Source organism: Parasphingorhabdus sp. W113, from assembly GCF_055693205.1.
In genome coordinates this window covers 3,003,200-3,024,957 of the sequence record NZ_CM146328.1, presented here as the reverse complement: position 1 = coordinate 3,024,957, position 21,758 = coordinate 3,003,200, and the positions used below count along the sequence as shown (strand labels likewise).

The window sequence follows — 21,758 nt, the reverse complement described above, 5'->3', positions numbered from 1 at the left end:
AGCTGCCCTTTATTCGGAAGGCACGGCTTCGATAATTACGAATGCTTGCGCCCATGGATGATCGTCAGTGAGTGTGAGATGAACAAGCGCCTCATATCCTGCCGGAGTTATAGCGTCGAGCCGTTTTTTTGCCCCGCCGGTCAGAGCAAGCGTCGGTGCGCCGCTCGGGGCATTGATAACGCCGATATCTTTCATGAACACCCCGGCCCGAAACCCGGTCCCCACCGCCTTGGAATAGGCCTCTTTGGCGGCGAAGCGTTTGGCGTAGGTGCCCGCCTTTGTATAGGGCCGGCGCGCGGCCTTGGCGCGTTCCTTTTCGGTAAAGACCCGGTTTTCAAAGCGTGCGCCAAAGCGGTCGAGCGAATTCTGGATGCGCTCGATATTGCACAGGTCAGAGCCGAGTCCGATGATCACCGGGCTTCGTCCATCAGCGCGCGCATCTGGCGGATGCTGCCGTCCAGTCCCGAGAAGATCGCTTCACCGACCAGGAAGTGCCCTATATTCAGCTCCGCCAGTTGCGGGATGGCGGCGATCGGGGTGACATTGTCAAAGGTCAGGCCATGACCGGCATGGGGCTCGATTCCGTTTTTTGTCGCCAGCGCCGCGGCATCGCTGATCCGGCGCAACTCCGTTTCGCGCTCCGCACCGCTGACTTCGGCATAGTGGCCGGTGTGAAATTCGACGACCGGAGCGCCGAGATGAATGGCCGCTTCAATTTGACGGGGATCGGGCTCGATGAACAGGCTCACCCGGATATTGGCTTCCCGCAGCTGTCCGACGAAATCGGTCAGCCGGTTATGCTGTCCGGCGGCGTCGAGCCCCCCTTCGGTGGTTCGTTCTGCGCGATTTTCTGGCACGATGCAGGCGGCATGGGGTTTATGACGCAGCGCGATGGCCAGCATTTCGTCCGTGGCGGCCATTTCCAGATTGAGCGGGATGGTCAACATATCCATCAACGTCAGCAGATCATCGTCGCGAATATGACGGCGGTCTTCGCGCAAATGGGCGGTAATGCCATCGGCTCCGGCTTCTGCGGCCATGGTGGCCGCGCGCACCGGTTCGGGATGGTCGCCACCCCGGGCATTCCTGATGGTTGCGACATGGTCGATATTAACACCGAGGCGGAGAGGAGTGGGGGTTGTCATTCTGTCCCGCCTCAGGCCTTGCGGCTGCCGGGTTTGCTCGCCGGAATGGCTGCCAGTTCGGGGGGCAGCGCATCTTCGGCATAAGTAGGCACGGCCAGCGCGATCAGCGGGAAAAACGGCACGTCAAACCGGGCGGCTCCGTTGGACCGATCGACTAGCGCCCCGGCGGCAATCACGTCACCGCCCGCCGCGGTAATCGCGGCAATCGCTTCGCGGGATGACAGGCCGGTGGTGACGACATCTTCCATCATCAGCACTTTCTGACCGGGTTCGAGCCGAAATCCCCGGCGCAATTCAAATGTGCCTTCCGGACGCTCAAGAAAAATCGCCTCGGTGCCCAGCGACCGTCCCATTTCATGGCCGACAATCACGCCGCCCATGGCTGGTGAAACGACAATGTCGATGGCGTCGCGGATAGCGGCGGGCATTTTGGCCACCAGCGCATCAGTCAATCGCGCGGCTCTCGCAGGGTTCATCAGCACCCTGGCGCATTGCAGATATTGGGCGCTGCGCAGGCCGGATGACAGAATGAAATGCCCATCAAGCAGGGCGTCGCTAGCCCGGAATTCTGTCAATATTTCGTTCTCTTTCAAAGCTTTTCATCCGTCTTATGTGGCTATAACATCCAAAATGGGTTCAATGTCGATGCATTGAAAGTCCAAAAAGTTCAAAAATATGCGTAGAGTAGCTTGAGGCTTGCGACAACCCTGCTTATAAGCCGCGACCAACGGCCTGTTTCAGGGACGACAACCCAATGCCCTAAGGGGCATGTTTACCAGAAGTTCTGGAGACGGTAATGTCAGAAAAAGGCCGAAAAACGGGGCTTAAATTAAGGTTGAGCAAGTAATGATTCATAATGTGAAAGCATGGATTCTCGCATTGGGGCTGATTCTCACGCCCGCTGCGGTCAGTGCGCAAGACGCGTTGCCGGCAGCGCCAGGCGCGGAAGCGGCTCCTGTTGCGGCAACGGTTGATCCGGCAGCAACGACGGAAGCAGCGGCTGAAGCGGCGCCCGCGTCAGGCCTGGATCCAGCGCTGTACACACCGATGAAACCGACCGAAGGGGTCGGCATGCCGGTGCAGGGCGGAATCGATTTTCAGGACCAGGTCAGCGAAACCGGTATCCAGGCCAAATGGATCAATAACGCTATCCTGCTGCCAATCATGACCGTCATTTGCCTGTTCGTTCTGGCTTTGCTGTTCATCGTGATGGTCCGCTTTCGGCGCGGTGCCAATCCGGAACCGTCCAAGACCACCCACAACACCTTCATTGAAATTGTCTGGACGGTCATTCCCGTTCTGATCCTGCTGGTCATTGCGGTGCCGTCCATCAGCCTGCTGGCCAAGCAATTTGAGCCAGCGCCGGAAGACGCTTTGACCGTGAAAGTCACCGGATACCAATGGTATTGGGGTTATAGCTATCCCGACAATGGCGATTTTGAAGTCATTTCCAACATGCTGCCCGAAGATGAGGCGGATGCGCGCGGCGAGCCGTTTCAGCTCGCCGTCGACAACCGGATGGTTATTCCGGTCGGCAAGCCGGTCAAGATGCTGATCACCGGCGCGGACGTGATTCACAGCTTTGCTATCCCGGCCGCCTGGTTCAAGCTCGATGCGGTTCCGGGACGGATCAACGAGAAGGTGCTGCAGATCGACAAGGTTGGCGTCTATTACGGCCAATGTTCCGAGCTGTGCGGTGCCCGCCATGGCTTCATGCCAATCGCGGTCGAGGTCCTGCCGGAAGACAAGTTTAATGATTGGGTGCGCGCCAATGGCGGTACCGTCAAAGGCGACGAAGCAGAGGCGGAAGCCGAAGCGGAAACAGCCGACGCTGCGGGTGACGCAGAATCAACGGATACAACAGAAGCCGCTGCTGACGCAGCCGCCGCTGTGAATTAAGGGAAAGCAAGCGATGACAACTATTGCAGCAGATGGCCAGATTTTGGACGATCACGCGCATGATGCGGATCACAAGCCGGCCTTTTTCCAGCGCTGGTTCATGTCGACCAACCATAAGGATATCGGGACCCTCTATCTGATCTTTGCGATTGTCGCAGGGATTATCGGTGGTGCCATTTCCGGCCTGATGCGGCTCGAACTGGCGGCTCCCGGCATTCAATATCTGACCACCTGGGTTGGGGCAGGGGCTTCTGCAGACGAAGCGCTCCATCTGTGGAATGTCTTGATCACCGCCCACGGCCTGATCATGGTCTTCTTCATGGTCATGCCGGCCATGATTGGCGGCTTTGGTAACTGGTTCGTGCCGTTGATGATCGGCGCGCCGGATATGGCCTTCCCGCGGATGAACAATGTCAGCTTCTGGCTGCTTATTCCTGCCTTCCTGTTGCTGCTCGGATCAGCCTTTGTCCCTGGTGGTACAGGCGATGGTGCCGGTACCGGTTGGACGGTCTATGCGCCACTATCCACGACCGGCTCGGTTGGACCAGCAGTCGATATGGCGATCCTGTCGCTCCATCTGGCCGGTGCAAGCTCGATCCTCGGTGCGGTGAACTTTATCACTACGATCTTCAACATGCGCGCACCGGGCATGACGCTGCACAAAATGCCGCTGTTTGTCTGGTCCGTTCTGGTCACTGCATTCCTGCTGTTGCTTGCGCTTCCTGTGCTGGCGGCGGCGATCACGATGCTGCTGACCGACCGGAACTTCGGCACGACCTTCTTCGACGCCTCTGGCGGCGGTGATCCGGTGCTCTATCAGCATCTGTTCTGGTTCTTCGGTCACCCCGAGGTCTACATCATGATCCTGCCCGGTTTCGGCATGATCAGTCACATCATCTCGACCTTCTCGCGCAAGCCGATTTTCGGCTATCTCGGCATGGCTTATGCGATGGTAGCGATTGGCGTGGTCGGCTTCGTGGTCTGGGCCCACCATATGTTCACCACCGGCATGTCGGTTAACGTGAAAATGTACTTTACCGCAGCGACCATGGTGATTGCGGTCCCGACCGGGATCAAGATCTTCTCGTGGATTGCGACCATGTGGGGCGGGTCGATGACCTTCAAAACCCCGATGGTCTGGGCGCTGGGCTTCATCTTCATGTTCACCGTTGGTGGCGTGACCGGTGTTGTGCTGGCCAATGGCGGTATCGATGACAATCTCCACGACACCTATTATGTGGTGGCGCATTTCCACTATGTGCTGTCGCTCGGAGCGGTCTTCTCGATCTTTGCCGGCTTCTATTACTGGTTCCCGAAAATGTCGGGTCGCCATTATAATGAGCTGCTCGGCCAGTTGCATTTCTGGATTTTCTTCATCGGCGTGAACATCCTGTTCTTCCCGATGCATTTCCTGGGCAACCAGAGCATGCCGCGCCGCTATCCCGACTATCCGGAGCAATTTACCTATTGGAACGAGATTGCGTCGCTTGGCTATGTCGTGATGGGCGTTGGTGTCCTGATCTTCTTCGTCAATATCGGCTGGTCCCTGCTGGCCGGTCGCAAGGCGGAAGCCAATTATTGGGGCGAAGGCGCCACGACGCTGGAATGGACCTTGTCCAGCCCGCCGCCGTTCCACCAGTTCGAAACATTGCCACAGATCAAGTAAACCGGATCCATGGCTTGAGGGACAACAGGGTGTCGTTTGCCAGGCAGGCGACACCCGCCCGCAACCGAGACAGTTGAAACAGACATGACGACGGCATCGACATCTTCCCATAATCTGGCCAGCGCAGCGGATCTGTTCGCGCTGACCAAGCCGCGCGTGATGACCCTCGTCATCTTTACCGCGATATGTGGCCTGCTGGCTGCACCGGGGTCGATTCACCCGGTTATCGGTTTTACCGCCATATTGGCGATCAGCCTCGGCGCCGGCGCTTCGGCGGCGCTCAACCAGTGGTATGAGCATGATATTGACGCGGTCATGAAGCGGACCCGCAACCGGCCGTTGCCGGCGGGACGGATGGACCGCGAAACGGCTCTGCATTTCGGCATTGGCCTGTCGTTCTTCTCGGTGCTGCTGATGGGCGTCGCGGTGAACTGGATCAGCGCCGCCATTCTCGCCTTCGCAATCTTCTTTTACGGCGTGGTCTACACGATCTGGCTGAAGCGCAGCACGCCGCAGAACATCGTCATCGGCGGTGCGGCCGGTGCCTTCCCGCCCATGATCGGCTGGGCTGCGGTCACTGGTGATGTCAGCGTGATGGCGATCCTGTTGTTCGCGATCATCTTTTTCTGGACACCGCCGCATTTCTGGGCCCTCGCCTTGTTCGTCAACAGCGACTATTCCAAAGCCGGCGTGCCGATGATGCCGGTCGTGGCGGGTCGCCAATCGACGCGGCGGCAGATTTTCCTCTACAGCCTCGTCCTCGCAGCGACCGCCATTGCCCCTTATTATCTGGGCCTGACCGGCGCTATTTATGGCGTATCGTCTGTTCTGCTGAACCTGGTCTTCTGCGGACTGGCGCTGCGGGTCTCGACCAGCAAGACCAGCGAGCCGAGTTTGATGAAGGCTGAAAAAGACCTGTTCAAATTCTCGATCCTCTATCTCTTCGTTCTGTTTGCCGCGCTTGTTGCGGACCGGCTGATCCTCGGATGAGCGACATGAACCCATCGGACTCCGGCATGACACCAGAAGAGCAGAAAGCCTATCAGGCGCGGCAAAAGCAGCGCGCGACGATCATGGGCGGATTGCTGTTCCTGCTGGTGATCTTGTTCTACCTGATCACCTTTGTTAAAATTGACGCATCGATATCATGACAACGGCAGCCAACCAGAACCTGACGAGCAAAAACAAGCGCAGCGCGATGCTGGCTGGTGCGATGGGGCTGGCGATGCTCGGCATGGGCTATGCCGCCGTGCCGCTTTATGAAATTTTCTGCCGGGTGACCGGTTATGGCGGGACCACCCAGCGGGTGGGCGAAGCCCAGGCCGCGACGGTTCAGGCGACCACCCGGGTCATGTCGGTCCGGTTCGATTCCAACGTGAATTCGGCCCTGCCGTGGACGTTCAAGCCCGAGCAGGCGGTCGACCGGGTCAGTGTTGGCGCGCGGGACATGGCGATCTATCTGGCGACCAATGACAGCGATCAGCCGGTGGTTGGCACCGCGACTTTCAATGTGACGCCCGTTCAGGCCGGCAAATATTTCAACAAGGTTCAATGCTTCTGTTTTACCGAACAGTTGCTCAAGCCCGGTCAGACCATGCGGATGCCGGTGCTCTATTATGTCGATCCGGCGATCCTCGATGATCCGGAAACCCGCGACATCGAAGAAATCACACTAAGCTATACATTTTATCGGTCAAAAGATGGCGAGGCGCTAGACCCCGCCAAAACGGATAGCTAAGAGAATAAAAAAGAGGCTAAGGGAAAACATCATGGCTGGAGCCAAAAACCACGATTATCATATTCTACCACCAGATATCTGGCCCTTTTTTGGTTCGATGTCGGCGCTGGTCATGGCTTTTGGCGGCATCATGTGGATGCACCCGGATGTGTTCGGAACCTTTGGATCGCTGGTCTTTGCGATCGGCGTGTCGCTTGTCGCGCTGACCTTTTTCACCTGGTGGTCCAATGTGGTCAAGGAAGCCCATGCGGGTGACCATACGCCGGTTGTGCAATTGCATCTCCGCTATGGCATGATCCTGTTCATTGCCTCTGAGGTCATGTTCTTTGTCGGCTGGTTCTGGGCGTGGTTTGACTATTCTCTGTTCCCGCAGCCGATTGATTTTGCCGACGGTATCGCAACCAACATGATTGGACAGGAAGGCGCCGAAGCCCTGATGCAATGGCCGCCCAAGGGTATTGAGGTCCTCAATGCCTTTGAACTGCCACTGCTCAACACGCTTATTCTGCTGTGTTCCGGTACCACCGCAACCTGGGCCCACCATTCCCTGATCCATGGCGACCGCAAGGGGCTGATCCTGGGGCTGTGGCTGACCATCATTCTTGGTGCCGTGTTCAGCGCGATCCAGGCCTATGAATATAGCATTGCACCGTTCCCGTTTGCCGGGCTGAACTATAGCAGCGCCTTCTACATGGCGACCGGCTTCCACGGTTTCCACGTCCTGGTGGGCACGATCTTCCTGATCGTATGTCTCGCCCGCGCCTATAAGGGGCACTTCACACCCAAGCATCATTTCGGTTTCGAAGCGGCCGCCTGGTACTGGCATTTTGTCGATGTCGTGTGGTTGTTCCTGTTCCTGGCAGTCTATGTCTGGGGCGGCTGGGGCGCGCCGGTTCATTAGGGCGCTCACTTGACCAATAGCCAAGATAAAAAAGGGCAGCCGGAGGTTCTTCCTGCTGCCCTTTTTGGTCTCTGCCCGCAATGCGGCCAGAAAACCCTGTTCCGTTCCGTGACCGCCTTTGCCGATGACTGCCGCTCCTGCGGTCTGCGCTTTGCCCAGTATAATGTCGGCGATGGCCCGGCTGCGTTCCTGACGCTGATCGTTGGTGGTATCGTGCTGGCACTGGCGCTGATTGTCGAATTGCAATTCTACCCGCCAATGTGGGTGCATGTGCTGTTGTGGTTCCCGCTCACCATATTGGCAGTGATCGGATCCTTGCGGGTATCCAAGGCGGTTCTGCTGATCCTGGAGCATCGCAATCAGGCGCGCGAAGGCGTCATCGACCCGGACGGAGATCAGCCATGATCCGTTTGCCGGTCTTCGTCACTATCGTCGTGCTGGCCGCGGTCGCGACAATGATTGGTCTTGGCGTCTGGCAGATTCAGCGGGCCGATTGGAAACAGGGTCTGCTGGAGACCTATGCCGCCGCTGTTGATCAGCCCGCAGTCACTTTTCCGCTCGCGCCAACGGAGAGCGACCCGCCCTATTTCCGGCAATCATCGCTCAACTGCGTGGCCGTCCGCGACTGGCGTGCGGTCAGCGGGCGCAGCATGAGCGGCCAGGCGGGCTGGGCGCATATTGCCCATTGCGATACCGGCGATGGTTCGGAAGCCTATGTGGTTGCGGGCTGGTCTCGAGCACCGGACAATCCGGATTGGCAGGGCGGTGTTATGGACGGCATTATTGCACCGGATAGTCAGCATCTGGTGCGTCTGGTGGCAAGCAGTCCGGTTGCAGGCCTGGAGCAAAGTCAGCCGCCGTCAGTCGACGATATTCCAAACAATCATATGGCTTATGCCGTTCAGTGGTTTCTGTTTGCCGGGATCGCACTGATTATCTATTTTATTGCTCTGCGCCAGCGCAACGCCAAGGCTGATAAAGCTTAAACCTTGCCCTCGCGTCTCTCGGTCGTTAACCCGCTGGCCATCATGGAATATATCTCGACACGCGGCGCTGCGCCGAAACTGAATTTCGAACAGGTTACGCTGGCCGGACTGGCCGGAGACGGCGGGCTTTATGTGCCCACCGCATGGCCCAAATTCTCCGCTGATGAGATCGCCGATATGGCCGGCCGCCCTTATGCGGAGATTGCGACGCGGGTGATGCTGCCATTCATCGGCGACGTGCTGAGCGAGGAAGAAGTGCGGGCGCTCTGCGACGAGGCTTATGGCCGGTTCGCGCATGCCGCCGTGACGCCGCTGGCGCAACTGGACGGGCAGCACTGGTTGCTCGAATTGTTTCATGGCCCGACGCTGGCGTTCAAGGATGTCGCGCTGCAAATGCTCGGGCTGCTGTTCGAGACGTTTCTGGCGCGGCAGGACAAACATCTGACGGTGGTCGGCGCGACGTCGGGCGATACCGGTTCGGCGGCGATTGATGCGCTGGCTGGCCGTGACAAGGTTGATATTTTCATGCTCCATCCGGATGGCCGGATATCGGACGTTCAGCGACGGCAGATGACTACTGTGCTGGCCCCCAATGTTCACAATATCGCGATGGACGGCAGCTTTGATGACGCACAGGCGATGGTCAAACGGATGTTCGCCGACAAGACGCTGACCGACCGTTTCACTATTTCGGCGGTCAACTCGATCAACTGGGCCCGGTTAATGGCGCAGATTGTCTATTATTTCTTTGCCGCCTCGCAAATGGGAGCGCCGCATCGCAAGATTGCCTTCTCGGTTCCGACCGGCAATTTTGGTGATGTCTTTGCAGGTTATGTAGCGGCGCAAATGGGGCTGCCGATCGAGCGCCTGGTGGTCGCGACCAACGTCAACGACATTCTCCACCGCGCGTTAAGCGCTGGCGATTATTCGACCGGCACGGTGATGCCGACCGCCGCTCCGTCAATGGATATTCAGGTCAGCAGCAATTTTGAACGTCTGCTGTTCGACCTCGAAGGCCGGGATGGAGCCAAGACCGCAGCGCGGATGACGGCGTTTGAGAAATCCGGGGTGATGGCGCTGGACCCTGCGATGCGCGAGCAGGCTGCTGCGATCTTCACTAGCCAGCGGGTCGATCCGGACAATATGGCGCTGGCGATGCGCTTTGCGTACGAGGAAGCTGGTCAGGTCATCGATCCGCACACCGCGATCGGGCTATCGGCGGCGCAGGCTGCGGATATTGATCCGTCGGTGCCCATCGTCACGCTGGCCACCGCGCATCCGGCAAAGTTCCGCGACGCGGTCGAACGCGCGACCGGTGCGCGGCCCAGTTTGCCGCGCCGGATTGGCGACCTGTTTGATCGGGAAGAAGCCTGTGACAAGCTGCCCAATGATTATGACAGCGTGAAAGCGTTCATCACCGGCAAAGCGACGCCATCTCATGGCTGACTCCCGTTTTGACTATCATCTGATGGTGAGCGATCCGCGCGACGATTACGCGCTGGTCGACAGCGGCGCGGGCCGGAAGCTCGAACGCTATGGCCCCTATCACTTCATTCGTCCTGAGCCCCAGGCGATGTGGGAACCGCATAGCGACAATTGGGATGCCGATGGCGAATTTATCCCGGCCTCGGACGATGATGGCGGCGGGCGCTGGCATTTCAATCGACCGGTTCCGAAGGAAGGCTGGCCGCAATCCTGGGAAGAAGTGACCTTCACCGCGCAATGCACGCCGTTCCGTCACCTCGCCTATTTCCCGGATATGGACCCGGTGTGGCGCTGGATCCGCGGACAATTGCAACCGCTGGAGAGCAGTCAGGCGCTAAATCTATTCGGTTATACCGGTGTGGGCACCTTGGCATTGTCGGCGGCCGGCGCGCATATGGTGCATGTTGATGCATCGAAAAAATCGGTGACCGCTGCGCGCGATAATGCAGCCCTGTCCGGCATGGCCGAACGCCCGGTGCGCTGGATCATCGACGATGCGGCCAAATTTGCTGCCCGCGAAGTCCGCCGCGAACGTCGCTATGATGCCATCCTGCTCGACCCGCCAAAATATGGCCGGGGCCCGGATGGCGAAATCTGGCGGCTCGAGGAAGATCTGGCGCCGCTGGTGGACAATTGCGGACAGCTGCTCGACAGCAATAGCCGGTGCCTGTTTCTGACCGTCTACGCGGTGCGCATGTCGGCGCTCGCGCTCGGCTCGCTGTTGCAGGAAAAACTGGCGCATCTGGGTGGGCATATCGAGGTCGGTGAACTGGCCGTGAGAGAGGAACAGCGCGGGCTGCTGCTGCCCACGGCAATCTATGCGCGCTGGTCCAACCCGGAGACGGCATAGCTTGCTATTGGCAGGCCAAAAGGCGAAGATACTCTATGACAGATACACTATTGCTCGAAGTGAATGACCTGGAGGTCAATGTTCTGACCGGGATATACTCGGAAGAAACCCATTTGCCCCAGCCGCTGCGCATTTCGATCGCGGCGGAGCTCAAGGTGCAGGACCGCTATGAAGCGGACACCCCCCTGGAAAGCTCTAAAAACTATATGGACCTCAAACATGCCGCAACCGATGCGTTGCCGGAAGGCGTGCATTTCAAGCTGATTGAAGCGGTGGCCGATCATATTATCGAAACGCTGTTTCTACAGGACAAGAGTGTCTTGCGGGTGAAAGTTAAGATCGTCAAATTGCTGATATCCGAAAAGGGTGAAAAGATCGGCATCACGCTCACGCGATCACGTAAATGATTGGAAAAAAGACAAGCTGGCGCTGGTGACCGGCGGTTGTCGCCGTCTCGGTGCTTCTATTGCGGCAGACTTGGCCGCTGCAGGCTATGCACTGGCGCTGCACGGCCATAGTGATGCCGATCCGGACCCGATGCTGGACGAGGCGCTGAATCAGCATGAGAGTGCCTGGGCCGGCTTTGTCTCTGATTTCGGGCAAGAGGGTGCGGCTGAAACCCTGTTTGCCGATGTAAAGGCCGGCTTCGGCAAGGCGCCCGACCTGCTGGTGAACAACGCCTCGCTTTTTGCTTATGACGACCGATCCAGCCTCGACGCGGCATCACTGGAAAAGCATTTTCGGATCAACATGGCTGTGCCAACGATCCTGACGACCTTGCTGGCGCGCGAAAGCGCCGTCTCTCCGCGTGTTTCCGATCGCCGGGCCGTGGTCAATATCGTGGATCAGCGGGTGCGCAATCCCAATGGGGATCAACTCAGCTATACCCTGTCCAAACAGGCCCTCGCGGAATCGATCCGGACGCTGGCCAATGCCTGTGCCGATCGGCTGCGCGTCAATGGTGTGGCGCCTGGCCTGACTTTGCCGACGGCCGATTATGATGACGCGCAGATGCAGCAACTGGCCACCCAAATGCCGCTTGATCGCTTGTCGTCTCCCGAAGACATCACCGCGGCGGTCCGGTATCTGGCCGCGGCGGATAGCGTAACCGGCCAAACCCTGTTCGTTGACGGCGGCGCGCACCTGAAGAGCTTTGATCGCGATTTCGTCTTCATGAAATAGCGACAAGTCGCGATTTGCCGGTCAACTCGTCGACATTTGCCTTGTTTCATAGCGATTCCCCATGACCTTTCTGGTCAGGGGGAAGTCTACCCGAAGTCGGGGGCAGACCAGTTGTGAAAGGAATAGCATGCGTAATATTTCAAAATATATTCTCGTTTCTGCCGCCCCGATTGTGCTTGTCGCCTGTGCGGAGCAGGGCACCGATAGCTTCGCTGAGGCTGATAGAGGCGAAGATGTGACGGCCGAGCTGACCGCAGCAGAAGCGGTCGAGCCGGAAGATATTGTCGGGGTCGCCGAAGAACAGGATGATCTCTCGACCCTGGTGACGGCGATGACCCTCGCGGGTCTCGGAGAGACCTTGTCGGACGACGGACCCTATACCGTTTTTGCTCCGACCAATGATGCCTTTAACAAGGTGGATCCCGACCAGTTGCGTGAGATGATGACGCCGGAAAACAAGGATGATCTGAAAAATGTCCTGAGTTACCATGTGATTGTCGGCAAGATGACGGCGGCAGATGTGATGCAGGCAATTGAAGATGATGGCGGGTCGACCAGTCTGAAAACGGTACAAGGCAACGAATTGAAAGCGTCCCTTGAGGGCGAGAAACTGGTGCTGGAAGATGCTGCCGGCGGCAAGTCGACCATCACGCTGGCGGATGTGAGCGCAACCAATGGTGTGATTCACGCGATCGACCGGGTTGCCATGCCCGGATAGGCGAAGATCCCGCCGTCGCGGATTTTCGCCGGATTGAACCAGGTCGCCGCTCAATCCTATCCTGGGTCGATATGTCCGAAAGGACAGGTTTGAACGCTGTGGCCCGATCACCATACCGTGCGGGTCCGAGGGTCCTTTCGCACGATGCGCGAGGAAGAGAGGCACTGACACATTTGAAAGGCTTATCATGCGTATTTCCCCTAAAATTCTTTTGACCGCTGCCGCCGCTGTTGCGCTGTCGGCTTGTTCCTCCGAAGCGCCGGTAGAGGCGGCTGACGAAGGCGCAACCGACGCCATGGCTGATGCCAGCGCAACCGCAGAAGCACCGGCAACGATTGTTGGTGTTGCCGCCGGTAACCCAGACTTTTCGACCTTGGTGACTGCGGTTACCGCCGCTGAACTGGGAGAAACCCTGTCCGGCGAAGGTCCATTCACCGTATTCGCACCGACCAACGCTGCGTTTGAAAAAGTCGATGCGGCGACCCTCGAAGCGTTGCTGACGCCAGAAATGAAAGACGATCTGACCGGTCTGCTGACCTATCATGTTGTCGCCGGTGAACTGAACGCGGAAGCGGTTGTCAAAGCCATTACTGATGGCGGCGGCACCGCAACCCTGACCACGGTGCAGGGCGCTGAGCTGAAAGCAACGCTCGACGGCGAGTCCGTAATTCTTGAAGATGCCGCTGGTGGAAAATCCACGGTCGTCATCACCGATGTCGAGGCATCCAACGGTGTGATCCACGCGATCGACACGGTTATCATGCCAGGCTGATCTCATCCCCCGAACTAGGATGATACGGAAAGGCCTCGCCATTGGCGGGGCCTTTTTTGTTGCGCTGGAATCCGCTATTGCGGGCGTAAGCAAAAAGGAGCCTTGGCGTGCCCAATTACTGGTTGATGAAGTCGGAACCCGATGAATATGGCTGGGATGATCTCGTTGCCGAGAAAGAAGGCATCTGGGATGGCGTTAAAAACGCGCAGGCCAGCAACAATATGAAAGCGATGAAAAAGGGCGATCAGGTCTTTTTCTATCATTCGCGACAAGGCCTCGAAATTGTCGGAATCATGGAAGTTTCCGAAGAACAGAGTCCCGACGTCACCACCGATCCCGATCGCTGGGTGGTGGTCAAGGTGAAGCCCGTGCGGAAACTGGCCAATCCGGTATCGCTCAAAGCGATGAAGCAGGATCCCAGACTACAGGATCTCGCGATCATCCGCCAAACCCGTCTGTCCGTGGCTCCAGTCACCGAAAGCGAATGGGAGGCAATTCTGGAGATGAGCGCCTAGCGCGTCTGTTATATCGCTATTCGGGCAATGCGATCAGATGGGCTATCATGCGCGTGCCTTCGAAAACCGCGGTATCTTCAACATTGACGCCATCTTCAACAAAGACAAAATCGAAGATCTTGTCCTCATCAACATCGCCGTGCAGCATGACCAGAAATTTGTCACCGGCACCGGCAGGGTGATGGATCTGGATCGTGACATCCTCATTCTGGCCGGGATTGAGATAAGCAAATCCCGATACGATATCGCCGTCCGGACGGCCGTCGATCACCGGATGCAGGACCAGCCAGCCTGCTTTTTCGATCGTCACTTCCGGAAAGGTGACGGCCGTCGTATTTGCGCGAAAGCTTGATATGCTCGTACCGTCGACACGGACCGACGAAACAGCCGATTCCTTATCCTCGCGGGACAGGCCTTCAACTTGGATGGCGTTGGCAGTGCCATTGCCCATGGTGATCTGCGATCTTGCCGGCGTTTCCTGCGCGAATGCCGTTCCAGACAGAAGGGTCAATGATATTGCAAGCGACAGCGTGTATTTAATGGCCATGACCGGAAACTCTCCACATTTGTCTCTGCGCAGAACCATCTGGCCGAGAATCTTATATTTCAGCCAGTTATAATTGTTTCGGCACACAACACAATGGCCGCCAGCCAGGCTGCTGGCGTGCGGTTTTCGGATAACAAAACCAGGGAGTCCATTTCGTACAATGCAGAAGCCGGACGATCGGCTATCTCGGTTGTTGAAGCGGTATTCGCGACCCACCGTTTCGATGCCCCGTTCGACCCCTCAGGTCAGCGGGGCTTTTCTTTTGCTTCGCAGGCGGCAAAGCGGACATAGCAATTGCCAGCGCGTCACATGCCTATTACGGTTGTGGCCGACCAGGTCCGCTTTCGGTCCGAGATGACCGATCATCGGAGGCCGCAACAAGAACCGGTGACGCGGACCGCGACCTTGAGGAGTATCATCGCTATGTTTTTTACGCGCCGCCAGTTTGGATCTGCAATGCTCGGCACCGCTTTTGTCGGTCTGGCAACCCGAGCGAATGCCAAGCTCCCGTTCACCGGAAAGAACGAAGTTACGGGATATGGCGACCTTTTGCCTGATCCGGCTCGTCTGCTCGATTTGCCGGAGGGCTTTTCCTACAAGATTATCTCGCGCCTCGGCAATATGATGAGCGACGGCATGGTGGTGCCCAATTCTGCCGACGGCATGGGGTGCATCGATCTCGGCGATGGCAAGCTTGCCCTGATCCGCAATCATGAACTGGATCATCGGCAATTGCGCGAAGGCCCGTTTCGCAGCCAGGTTGACGCGGATTTCAAAGCCTATGACCGGCTGAGCGAAAAGTCGAAAATGCCGATTCCTGGCGGCACGACCACCTTGGTATACGACATGAACCAGGGTGTTGTCGTCGAGGAATATCTCAGTCTTGTTGGCACCGTGCGCAATTGCTCGGGCGGGATCACCCCCTGGGGTAGCTGGCTGACCTGCGAGGAAAGCGCGTTGGAAGCAGGCGAAGGCGTGGACAAGAATCACGGCTATATTTTCGAAGTGCCCGCCGATCACAAGGGACTGGTCGATCCGGTTCCGCTGAAGGCCATGGGCTGCTTCGTCCACGAAGCGGTCTGCATCGACCCGCGGACCGGCATTGCCTATATGACTGAAGATCGCGGAGACAGTCTGTTCTATCGTTTCATACCCGATGTCAGGGGCAAGCTCGCCGAAGGGGGTACGTTGCAAGCGCTGGCCCTGAAAGAGATTTCCGATACGCGCAACTGGGAGGGCAAGCAGATCGATCTCGAAGACCGGCATCGGGCGCGCTGGATCACGCTCGACAATCCCGAAAGAAGCGCTGGCGAACTGCGCGAACGCGGGGCAAAACTGGGGGCGACCCTGTTTGCCCGGGGAGAAGGGATTTTCTGGGACGACAAGGAAGAGCAGCTATTCTTTACCTCGACCAGCGGCGGTGCCAAGAAATTGGGACAGATTTTCCGTTACAAACCGAGCCGGTACGAAGGCCGTAGCGGCAAGCAGGGCGAGCTGGCGCTGTTCCTCGAAAGTCAGGACCCGGCGACCTATAATCTCGGCGACAATATCTGTGTCATGCCATCCGGACATCTCATGGTATCGGAAGATCAATATACCGACATTACCAATAATCATCTGCGCGGGGTTACGCCGGACGGTAAAACCTACCGGTTCGGCCGGACGCGGATCCAGACCGAATTTGCCGGGGCCTGTTTCTCGCCCGACGGATCGACCATGTTCGTGAATCTCTATGCGCCGACCACGACCTTCGCGATTACTGGTCCCTGGGACAAGGTCATCAGCGTTTAGCCCGCCAGCAGCATGCCTTGTCTAACGCTTGCGCAAGCCGCTTACCGTGCCGCCGGCGGCGGTCAGAAACTCGATATCCGTCTTCAGATGGAGCAGGCGCAAGCCTTTGCGGTTCATTGCTTCCGCAAGGGCAGGCGCGAAGGCCGCGGTTGTCTCGACCGTAGCGCTCCATCCGCCATAGGCCTTGCCCAGCGCAGCAAAGTCGGGATTGACCAGCGAGGTGGCTGACAGACGTTCGGGATATTCGCGTTCCTGGTGCAACCGGATGGTGCCAAAGCTGCCATTGTCGATGACCAGCATCAGCAGATCGGCATCATATTGGATTGCCGTTGCCAGTTCCTGACCATTCATCATGAAATCACCATCACCGGCCAGCGCGACCACGGTTCGACCACGGTAGCGCAAAGCGGCGGCGACCGCGGCGGGCACGCCATAGCCCATGGCGCCGGATGTCGGAGCCAATTGGCTCGGGAAGTCCCCGTAGCACCAGTGACGATGCCACCAGCCTGAGAAGTTGCCGGCGCCGTTGCAGATTATCGCATCGGCGGGGAGTTGTTCCTGCATGGTGGCCACGCACAGTCCGAGGTCCAGCACCGCTTTGGTTGGCGTGGGTTTGGCCCAGGCCTGATAGTCCGCATGCGCGGCCTTGCCGGCGTCGAAGCTCAGCAGGTCATCATCCCATAGCGCTGCCTGCTCGGCAAATTCATGCATTTCCGCGCAGATCGGCAGATCAATGCGATAGACATGATTGAGTTCATCCGGATCGGGATGAACATGGACCAATATCTGGTCGGGATGGTCTGGCGTGATCAGTGAATAGCCATCGGTCGTCGCCTCACCCAGTCGCGCGCCGACGGCGAGCACAAGATCGGCTGCCTTGATCCGCTCGACCAGTTTGGGATTGGGGCCATAGCCAAGATTGCCGGCATAGACCGGGCTGGTATTGGGAAAATTATCCTGCCGCCGAAAGGCACAGGCCACCGGTAGGCCGATGCGTTCGGCATATTGCGCGAAATTGTCGCGGGCGCTGGCGCACCAGCCGGCACCGCCGACAATCGCGATCGGATCCGTCGCATCGCGCAGCATGTCGGTCAGGGTTGTCATCGCGTCCGGGCAGAGCGGCTGAACCGGCGCGACGACCTTGGGCCGGTCAAGCGCCTCCACTTCATCGCGCAACATGTCTTCCGGCAAAGCGAGGACCACCGGTCCGGGACGCCCGGAGCAGGCCGTGTCAAAGGCGCGGGCGATATATTCGGGGATACGGGCGGCATTGTCGATGCGCGCCGCCCATTTCGCCAGCGGGGTGAACATGGCGGTCAGGTCGACTTCCTGAAAGCCTTCCCGGTCGCGGTCATCGCGCGCGACATCGCCGACAAACAGGATCATGGGGGTGCTGTCCTGGCGCGCGGTGTGGACCCCGATACTGGCATTGGTTGCGCCGGGACCGCGCGTCACGAAAGCGATTCCGGGCGACCCTTTCATCTTGCCATCAGCCTCCGCCATGAAGGCGGCGCTGCCGTCCTGGCGCGTGGCCACGGTCTCGATTGATCCGCAATCATGCAAGGCGTCGAGGACCGATAGAAAGCTCTCACCAGGGACGGTGAAGATGCGGTCGGTGCCCTGAATGACCAGTTGATCGACCAGAATCTGCGCGCCGGTGCGTGTGCTCATAATGCGTTCCTTTGTTCGGGGGACTTCAACAGGGGGCCTCAGCTTTGATGGATAGCCTTGGTTACCATATAGGCTTTCAGTCCGTCGGGCCCGTCTTCGGACCCGTGACCGGATTCCTTGACGCCGCCAAACGGGGCATCGCCCGGGCTCACGGTGAGATTGTTGATCGCCACCATACCGGCCTCGATTTTGTCGCCGACAATATTGGCGGTGCGCAGGCTCTCGGTGAAGGCATAGGCCGCAAGTCCGAGGGGCAGACGGTTGGCCTGTTCAATCGCTTCGTCCAGGGTTTCGAACGACCGCATCACCGCGACCGGACCAAAGGGTTCGCTGTTCATGATGCTGGCGTCCAGCGGAACGTCGGTGAGCAATGTGGGTTGAAAGAAAAAGCCCTTGTCGTCCAGGGTTTCACCACCGAGGCGCACGTCGGCGCCCTTCGCTTTGGCGTCGGAAACCATGGCGCTGATCGCTTCCGGGCGCCGCGGATTGGCGAGCGGGCCCATATCGACATTGTCGGCAAAGCCGTCGCCGACGCGGACCTTTTCAGCGCGCGCGGCAAAGGCGGCGGCGAATTTGTCATAAATGCCGGACTGCACATAGAAGCGGGTCGGGGAGACGCAGACCTGACCGGCGTTGCGATATTTCTGCGTGACCACCAGGTCGAGCGCCTTGTCCATGTCGCAATCGTCAAAGACCAGCACCGGCGCGTGGCCGCCCAGTTCCATGGTCGTCCGTTTCATGCCGTCGGCGGCGAGCTTCATCAGATGTTTGCCAACCGGCACCGAGCCGGTGAAGCTGATCTTGCGAATGACATCCGACGCGATCAAATGGCTCGAGACCTGTCCCGGATCGCCATAGACCAGCTGTACCACGCCGCTGGGCATGCCGGCGTCCAACAGGCAGCGGACCATCTCGATCGGGCTTGCCGGGGTTTCCTCGGCCGGCTTGAGAATGATCGAGCAACCAGCCGCTAGCGCCGGCGCGAGCTTGCGGGCGGCGGTGAAAACCGGGAAGTTCCAGGGGCTGAAGGCGGCGACCGGACCGACGGGCTGATATTTGACGAAGCTGTTCTGGCCGGTCGGACGCACCAGCACGCGGCCGTAACAGCGTTTGGCTTCTTCGGCCATGGTCTCGAACATGGTCGCCGAGCCGCTGACTTCACCCACCGCCTGGGCCAGGGGCTTGCCCTGTTCTGCGGTCATCATCCGGCCGATTTCAGGCGCCCGTTCCCGCATCAGCGTGGCAGCCTTGCGCAGGATTGTGGCGCGCTCTGCTACCGGCGTGTCGCGCCAGACCGGAAAGGCACGATCCGCCGCATCCAGCGCCTGGTCGAGATCGGCGACGCTGGCTTTCGGCAGCTCGGATATGGTCTCGCCGGTCGATGGATTGACGACATGATGCACATCACGATCGCCGCGATCAATCCATTGACCATCGATATGCAATTGCAGCTGGGCGGGATAAGATTCGGACATGGTTGCTCCTGTAACCGGTTGAGTCTGCACTAGACACTCTGCTGTTTTCCCGCAATGACTGTCAGCCGGTCGAGGAGGAAATTTTGATGGAATTGGTAGCCGATGGTTTGCGTTTCCCTGAAGGGCCAGTGGCGATGCCGGATGGCAGCGTCATATTGGTGGAGATAGAAGCCGGGCAACTGACCCGGATCGCGCCTGATGGCACCAAGGATGTCATAGCGAGACCGGGCGGCGGACCCAATGGAGCCGCGCTCGGCCCGGATGGTAAAATCTATGTCTGCAATAATGGCGGCTTTGAATATGAGGAAAAAGGCGGTTTTCTGACCCCGGCGGGGATTGCCAAAAACTATTCCGGCGGGCGGATTGAACGGATTGACCCGGAAACTGGTGCGGTCGAGACGCTCTACAAGTCGGGCGATTTTGACTGTATCCTGCGTGGTCCCAATGACATTGTCTTTGATCAGCATGGCGGCTTCTGGTTCACCGACCATGGCAAAACGGATTATGAAAACCGCTGTCATGATATTGTTGGTATCTTCTATGCCAAGGCGGATGGCAGTCACATGGAAGAGGTGATTTTCCCGTCGCAAAACCCCAATGGCGTGGGCCTTTCGCCCGATGGCAAGACTCTCTATGCGGCAGAGACCTTCACCTGCCGGCTGATGAAATTCAACATTACCGAACCCGGTAAAGTGGCTGCTGATGCGGGGCCAGGCGGACCGGGTATCCCGGTCTATCGCCCGGCAGGTTACAAGTTTTTCGACAGTCTTGCGGTGGAAGAAAGTGGCAATATCTGTGTCGCGACGATTGGCGAATGCGGGATCAGCGTGATCTCTCCTGCCGGGGAACTGGTCGAGTTTGTCCAGACCGATGATATATTCACCACCAATATCTGCTTTGGCGGCGCGGACATGCAGGATGCCTGGCTGTGTCTGTCGGCCTCGGGGCGTCTCGTGAAAACCCGCTGGAAACGGCCCGGACTCAAACTGGAATATCTGAACCTATGACCGCACAATCTTCTGTCACCACCGTCATCTGGGATTTTGGCGGGGTGATCACCTCGTCGCCCTTTGATGCGTTTAACCGGCTCGAAGCCGACAATGGCGTTCCGCATAACAGCGTCCGCAAGATCAATTCGGCCAACCCGCACAGCAATGCCTGGGCGCAGTTCGAACGGTCGGAGATTGACGCAGCAGGCTTTGACAAGCTGTTCGCGGAGGAAGCGCAGGCGATCGGCGTCAATCTGCGCGGCGCCGATGTGCTGGCCTGTCTCGCCGGTGATATTCGGCCGGAAATGGTGGCGATGCTGGATGCGCTCAAAGTGGATGGCTACAAGATTGGCTGTATTACCAATAATGTACCATCCGGAAAGGGCGCGGGCATGGCCATGGATGACGAGAAGGCCGCAGCCGTCGCAGCAATCATGGCGCGGTTTGATCATGTCATTGAAAGCAGCAAGATCGGTATCCGCAAGCCAGATCCGCGAATTTACGAGATGATGTGCACGGCGCTCGACGTTCGTCCGCAGGAATGCATCTATCTGGATGACTTGGGAATCAACTGCAAACCGGCAGCGGTGCTGGGCATGCACGCGATCAAGGTTACCGGCGCGGATCAAGCCCTGAAAGACTTGCGCGCTGCCTTGTCAGCCTAGCGGACCAACTGGCTGGCCGATAATTATATGGCTTGAAAAAAGGCCATAACATTCTGAAATATTTGGAAAAGCAGCCTTCTCCGGCGATGCTTGCTTGCGCTCGATGGATTCATATGACTATGAAATGACACTATTGTTACAGTTTTGTTGCAGAAAGCGTCACAAAAGTGTAATAAAGAGCCAGGTTGAGGAGATGAAATGTGAGAAAAGCAACAAAAATCATGGTTGCGGCTGGCCTGGCTTTGCTCGCATCACCCGCACTGGCGCAGGCCCAGGATGGCGAAATCGGCTATGAGCGTGGCGCGCTGGCCTATGATGCTCTGATGTTGGGCGAAAACCAGCTGGCGATCGAACGCCTGGAAGCCAAAATGCAAAAAACGGCGCATGATCCGGCGGTCATGATCAATCTTGGCCAGGCTTATGCCCGGACCGGGCGCGCCGGCGATGCCGCAAAGATGTTTTCGGCAGCGATGAACAGCAATCGCAGTTTTGACCTGGTGCTCGCGGATGGCCAAGTGATCAATTCCCGCCGTGCCGCCGCGATCGCACTGACCAATCTCAATGGGCGTTTGGCTTCACGTTAACCGGTTCCCATCACAAATTTGTAAAAGGGCAGTCGTTAACCGGCTGCCCTTTTGCGTTGGGTTGCGGGAATAGTTTTTCGAATTTCTATTGCGGAATTTGTGCGCCGCATCGTGAAAAACCCTGCGTTCCAGCGGCCTTTCTGAACATTGCAACATTGGTGAAATAATTCTGTCTCCGA

Annotated in this window: 25 protein-coding genes; 19 read left to right on the top strand and 6 right to left on the bottom strand. The window is 58.1% G+C overall.

The window, feature by feature from the left end; genetic code table 11:
• Nucleotides 1–9: 9 nt before the first annotated feature.
• From acpS to pyrE, 3 genes are read right to left on the bottom strand one after another with little or no spacing between them, the layout of a single operon-like run.
• Complete coding sequence (acpS, locus tag ACZ1GS_RS14615) at nt 10–414, bottom strand: holo-ACP synthase (protein ID WP_472695899.1); 405 nt, start codon at nt 412–414, stop codon at nt 10–12.
• Nucleotides 411–1,145: a pyridoxine 5'-phosphate synthase gene (locus ACZ1GS_RS14610; protein WP_472695898.1), complete on the bottom strand. Its 735-nt coding sequence runs from the start codon at nt 1,143–1,145 to the stop codon at nt 411–413. The genes acpS and ACZ1GS_RS14610 overlap by 4 nt, the downstream gene beginning before the upstream one ends.
• An 11-nt stretch (nt 1,146–1,156) precedes the next feature.
• Nucleotides 1,157–1,738: an orotate phosphoribosyltransferase gene (gene pyrE / locus ACZ1GS_RS14605; RefSeq protein ID WP_472695897.1), complete on the bottom strand. Its 582-nt coding sequence runs from the start codon at nt 1,736–1,738 to the stop codon at nt 1,157–1,159.
• A 256-nt stretch (nt 1,739–1,994) separates the two neighbouring features.
• Between pyrE and coxB the strand changes: the two genes are divergently transcribed.
• The 15 genes from coxB to ACZ1GS_RS14530 all read left to right on the top strand — a co-directional run bounded on the left by coxB (nt 1,995) and on the right by ACZ1GS_RS14530 (nt 13,857).
• Entirely contained in the window at nt 1,995–3,044 is a 1,050-nt protein-coding gene (gene coxB, locus ACZ1GS_RS14600; RefSeq protein ID WP_472698156.1) for a cytochrome c oxidase subunit II, read from the top strand.
• Nucleotides 3,045–3,057: 13 nt separating this feature from the next.
• Complete coding sequence (gene ctaD / locus ACZ1GS_RS14595) at nt 3,058–4,710, top strand: cytochrome c oxidase subunit I (protein WP_472695896.1); 1,653 nt, start codon at nt 3,058–3,060, stop codon at nt 4,708–4,710.
• Nucleotides 4,711–4,794: 84 nt separating this feature from the next.
• Nucleotides 4,795–5,700: a heme o synthase gene (locus ACZ1GS_RS14590; RefSeq protein WP_472695895.1), complete on the top strand. Its 906-nt coding sequence runs from the start codon at nt 4,795–4,797 to the stop codon at nt 5,698–5,700.
• Complete coding sequence (locus ACZ1GS_RS14585; RefSeq protein WP_472695894.1) at nt 5,697–5,861, top strand: hypothetical protein; 165 nt, start codon at nt 5,697–5,699, stop codon at nt 5,859–5,861. The genes ACZ1GS_RS14590 and ACZ1GS_RS14585 overlap by 4 nt, the downstream gene beginning before the upstream one ends.
• Nucleotides 5,858–6,448: a cytochrome c oxidase assembly protein gene (locus ACZ1GS_RS14580; RefSeq protein WP_472695892.1), complete on the top strand. Its 591-nt coding sequence runs from the start codon at nt 5,858–5,860 to the stop codon at nt 6,446–6,448. Before ACZ1GS_RS14585 ends, ACZ1GS_RS14580 begins: the two co-directional genes overlap by 4 nt.
• Before the next feature lie 31 nt (nt 6,449–6,479).
• Nucleotides 6,480–7,349: a cytochrome c oxidase subunit 3 gene (locus ACZ1GS_RS14575; protein WP_472695891.1), complete on the top strand. Its 870-nt coding sequence runs from the start codon at nt 6,480–6,482 to the stop codon at nt 7,347–7,349.
• Between the two features lie 9 nt (nt 7,350–7,358).
• Nucleotides 7,359–7,754, top strand: a complete 396-nt coding sequence (locus ACZ1GS_RS14570; RefSeq protein WP_472695890.1) for a DUF983 domain-containing protein — start codon at nt 7,359–7,361, stop codon at nt 7,752–7,754.
• Entirely contained in the window at nt 7,751–8,335 is a 585-nt protein-coding gene (locus tag ACZ1GS_RS14565; protein ID WP_472695889.1) for an SURF1 family protein, read from the top strand. The genes ACZ1GS_RS14570 and ACZ1GS_RS14565 overlap by 4 nt, the downstream gene beginning before the upstream one ends.
• 42 nt (nt 8,336–8,377) lie before the next feature.
• On the top strand, nt 8,378–9,781 hold the full coding sequence (gene thrC / locus ACZ1GS_RS14560; RefSeq protein ID WP_472698155.1) for a threonine synthase: 1,404 nt from the start codon (nt 8,378–8,380) through the stop codon (nt 9,779–9,781).
• Nucleotides 9,774–10,670: an RsmD family RNA methyltransferase gene (locus ACZ1GS_RS14555; protein ID WP_472695888.1), complete on the top strand. Its 897-nt coding sequence runs from the start codon at nt 9,774–9,776 to the stop codon at nt 10,668–10,670. The genes thrC and ACZ1GS_RS14555 overlap by 8 nt, the downstream gene beginning before the upstream one ends.
• A gap of 35 nt (nt 10,671–10,705) precedes the next feature.
• On the top strand, nt 10,706–11,077 hold the full coding sequence (locus tag ACZ1GS_RS14550; RefSeq protein ID WP_472695887.1) for a dihydroneopterin aldolase: 372 nt from the start codon (nt 10,706–10,708) through the stop codon (nt 11,075–11,077).
• Nucleotides 11,037–11,852 carry an SDR family oxidoreductase gene (locus ACZ1GS_RS14545; protein ID WP_472695886.1) on the top strand — a complete coding sequence of 272 codons (816 nt, stop codon included), beginning with the start codon at nt 11,037–11,039 and terminating at the stop codon, nt 11,850–11,852. Before ACZ1GS_RS14550 ends, ACZ1GS_RS14545 begins: the two co-directional genes overlap by 41 nt.
• Nucleotides 11,853–11,979: 127 nt before the next feature.
• On the top strand, nt 11,980–12,570 hold the full coding sequence (locus ACZ1GS_RS14540) for a fasciclin domain-containing protein (RefSeq protein ID WP_472695885.1): 591 nt from the start codon (nt 11,980–11,982) through the stop codon (nt 12,568–12,570).
• 187 nt (nt 12,571–12,757) lie between these two features.
• On the top strand, nt 12,758–13,342 hold the full coding sequence (locus tag ACZ1GS_RS14535) for a fasciclin domain-containing protein (protein WP_472695884.1): 585 nt from the start codon (nt 12,758–12,760) through the stop codon (nt 13,340–13,342).
• A 107-nt stretch (nt 13,343–13,449) separates the two neighbouring features.
• Nucleotides 13,450–13,857, top strand: coding sequence for an EVE domain-containing protein (locus ACZ1GS_RS14530; protein ID WP_472695883.1), 408 nt, complete (start codon nt 13,450–13,452; stop codon nt 13,855–13,857).
• A 16-nt stretch (nt 13,858–13,873) separates the two neighbouring features.
• Here the strand turns inward: ACZ1GS_RS14530 and ACZ1GS_RS14525 are convergent, their stop codons facing one another.
• Nucleotides 13,874–14,404 (bottom strand): DUF7282 domain-containing protein, encoded by a 531-nt coding sequence (locus tag ACZ1GS_RS14525; RefSeq protein WP_472695882.1) that lies wholly within the window; start codon nt 14,402–14,404, stop codon nt 13,874–13,876.
• A gap of 423 nt (nt 14,405–14,827) precedes the next feature.
• On the opposite strand from ACZ1GS_RS14525, the gene ACZ1GS_RS14520 reads away from it, so the two are divergent.
• A complete protein-coding gene (locus ACZ1GS_RS14520; protein WP_472695881.1) occupies nt 14,828–16,195 on the top strand; it encodes an alkaline phosphatase PhoX in 1,368 nt (455 codons plus the stop codon).
• 21 nt (nt 16,196–16,216) lie between these two features.
• On the opposite strand, the gene ACZ1GS_RS14515 is transcribed toward ACZ1GS_RS14520, so the two are convergent.
• Nucleotides 16,217–17,866, bottom strand: coding sequence for a thiamine pyrophosphate-binding protein (locus ACZ1GS_RS14515; protein WP_472695880.1), 1,650 nt, complete (start codon nt 17,864–17,866; stop codon nt 16,217–16,219).
• Nucleotides 17,867–17,904: 38 nt separating this feature from the next.
• Entirely contained in the window at nt 17,905–19,341 is a 1,437-nt protein-coding gene (locus tag ACZ1GS_RS14510) for an NAD-dependent succinate-semialdehyde dehydrogenase (RefSeq protein WP_472695879.1), read from the bottom strand.
• Between the two features lie 86 nt (nt 19,342–19,427).
• On the opposite strand from ACZ1GS_RS14510, the gene ACZ1GS_RS14505 reads away from it, so the two are divergent.
• From ACZ1GS_RS14505 to ACZ1GS_RS14495, 3 genes are all read left to right on the top strand, one after another.
• Complete coding sequence (locus tag ACZ1GS_RS14505) at nt 19,428–20,348, top strand: SMP-30/gluconolactonase/LRE family protein (protein ID WP_472695878.1); 921 nt, start codon at nt 19,428–19,430, stop codon at nt 20,346–20,348.
• On the top strand, nt 20,345–20,995 hold the full coding sequence (locus ACZ1GS_RS14500) for an HAD-IA family hydrolase (protein ID WP_472695877.1): 651 nt from the start codon (nt 20,345–20,347) through the stop codon (nt 20,993–20,995). The genes ACZ1GS_RS14505 and ACZ1GS_RS14500 overlap by 4 nt, the downstream gene beginning before the upstream one ends.
• A 200-nt stretch (nt 20,996–21,195) precedes the next feature.
• Entirely contained in the window at nt 21,196–21,579 is a 384-nt protein-coding gene (locus tag ACZ1GS_RS14495) for a tetratricopeptide repeat protein (protein ID WP_472695876.1), read from the top strand.
• Nucleotides 21,580–21,758: the final 179 nt, after the last annotated feature.

Coding starts and splice junctions, on each gene's coding strand:
- ACZ1GS_RS14610 (WP_472695898.1), bottom strand. CDS start 1,145: ATGACAACCCCCACTCCTCTCCGCCTCGGTGTTAATATCGACCATGTC.
- ctaD (WP_472695896.1), top strand. CDS start 3,058: ATGACAACTATTGCAGCAGATGGCCAGATTTTGGACGATCACGCGCAT.
- ACZ1GS_RS14590 (WP_472695895.1), top strand. CDS start 4,795: ATGACGACGGCATCGACATCTTCCCATAATCTGGCCAGCGCAGCGGAT.
- ACZ1GS_RS14585 (WP_472695894.1), top strand. CDS start 5,697: ATGAGCGACATGAACCCATCGGACTCCGGCATGACACCAGAAGAGCAG.
- ACZ1GS_RS14580 (WP_472695892.1), top strand. CDS start 5,858: ATGACAACGGCAGCCAACCAGAACCTGACGAGCAAAAACAAGCGCAGC.
- ACZ1GS_RS14575 (WP_472695891.1), top strand. CDS start 6,480: ATGGCTGGAGCCAAAAACCACGATTATCATATTCTACCACCAGATATC.
- ACZ1GS_RS14565 (WP_472695889.1), top strand. CDS start 7,751: ATGATCCGTTTGCCGGTCTTCGTCACTATCGTCGTGCTGGCCGCGGTC.
- thrC (WP_472698155.1), top strand. CDS start 8,378: ATGGAATATATCTCGACACGCGGCGCTGCGCCGAAACTGAATTTCGAA.
- ACZ1GS_RS14555 (WP_472695888.1), top strand. CDS start 9,774: ATGGCTGACTCCCGTTTTGACTATCATCTGATGGTGAGCGATCCGCGC.
- ACZ1GS_RS14550 (WP_472695887.1), top strand. CDS start 10,706: ATGACAGATACACTATTGCTCGAAGTGAATGACCTGGAGGTCAATGTT.
- ACZ1GS_RS14540 (WP_472695885.1), top strand. CDS start 11,980: ATGCGTAATATTTCAAAATATATTCTCGTTTCTGCCGCCCCGATTGTG.
- ACZ1GS_RS14535 (WP_472695884.1), top strand. CDS start 12,758: ATGCGTATTTCCCCTAAAATTCTTTTGACCGCTGCCGCCGCTGTTGCG.
- ACZ1GS_RS14525 (WP_472695882.1), bottom strand. CDS start 14,404: ATGGCCATTAAATACACGCTGTCGCTTGCAATATCATTGACCCTTCTG.
- ACZ1GS_RS14520 (WP_472695881.1), top strand. CDS start 14,828: ATGTTTTTTACGCGCCGCCAGTTTGGATCTGCAATGCTCGGCACCGCT.
- ACZ1GS_RS14515 (WP_472695880.1), bottom strand. CDS start 17,866: ATGAGCACACGCACCGGCGCGCAGATTCTGGTCGATCAACTGGTCATT.
- ACZ1GS_RS14510 (WP_472695879.1), bottom strand. CDS start 19,341: ATGTCCGAATCTTATCCCGCCCAGCTGCAATTGCATATCGATGGTCAA.
- ACZ1GS_RS14505 (WP_472695878.1), top strand. CDS start 19,428: ATGGAATTGGTAGCCGATGGTTTGCGTTTCCCTGAAGGGCCAGTGGCG.
- ACZ1GS_RS14500 (WP_472695877.1), top strand. CDS start 20,345: ATGACCGCACAATCTTCTGTCACCACCGTCATCTGGGATTTTGGCGGG.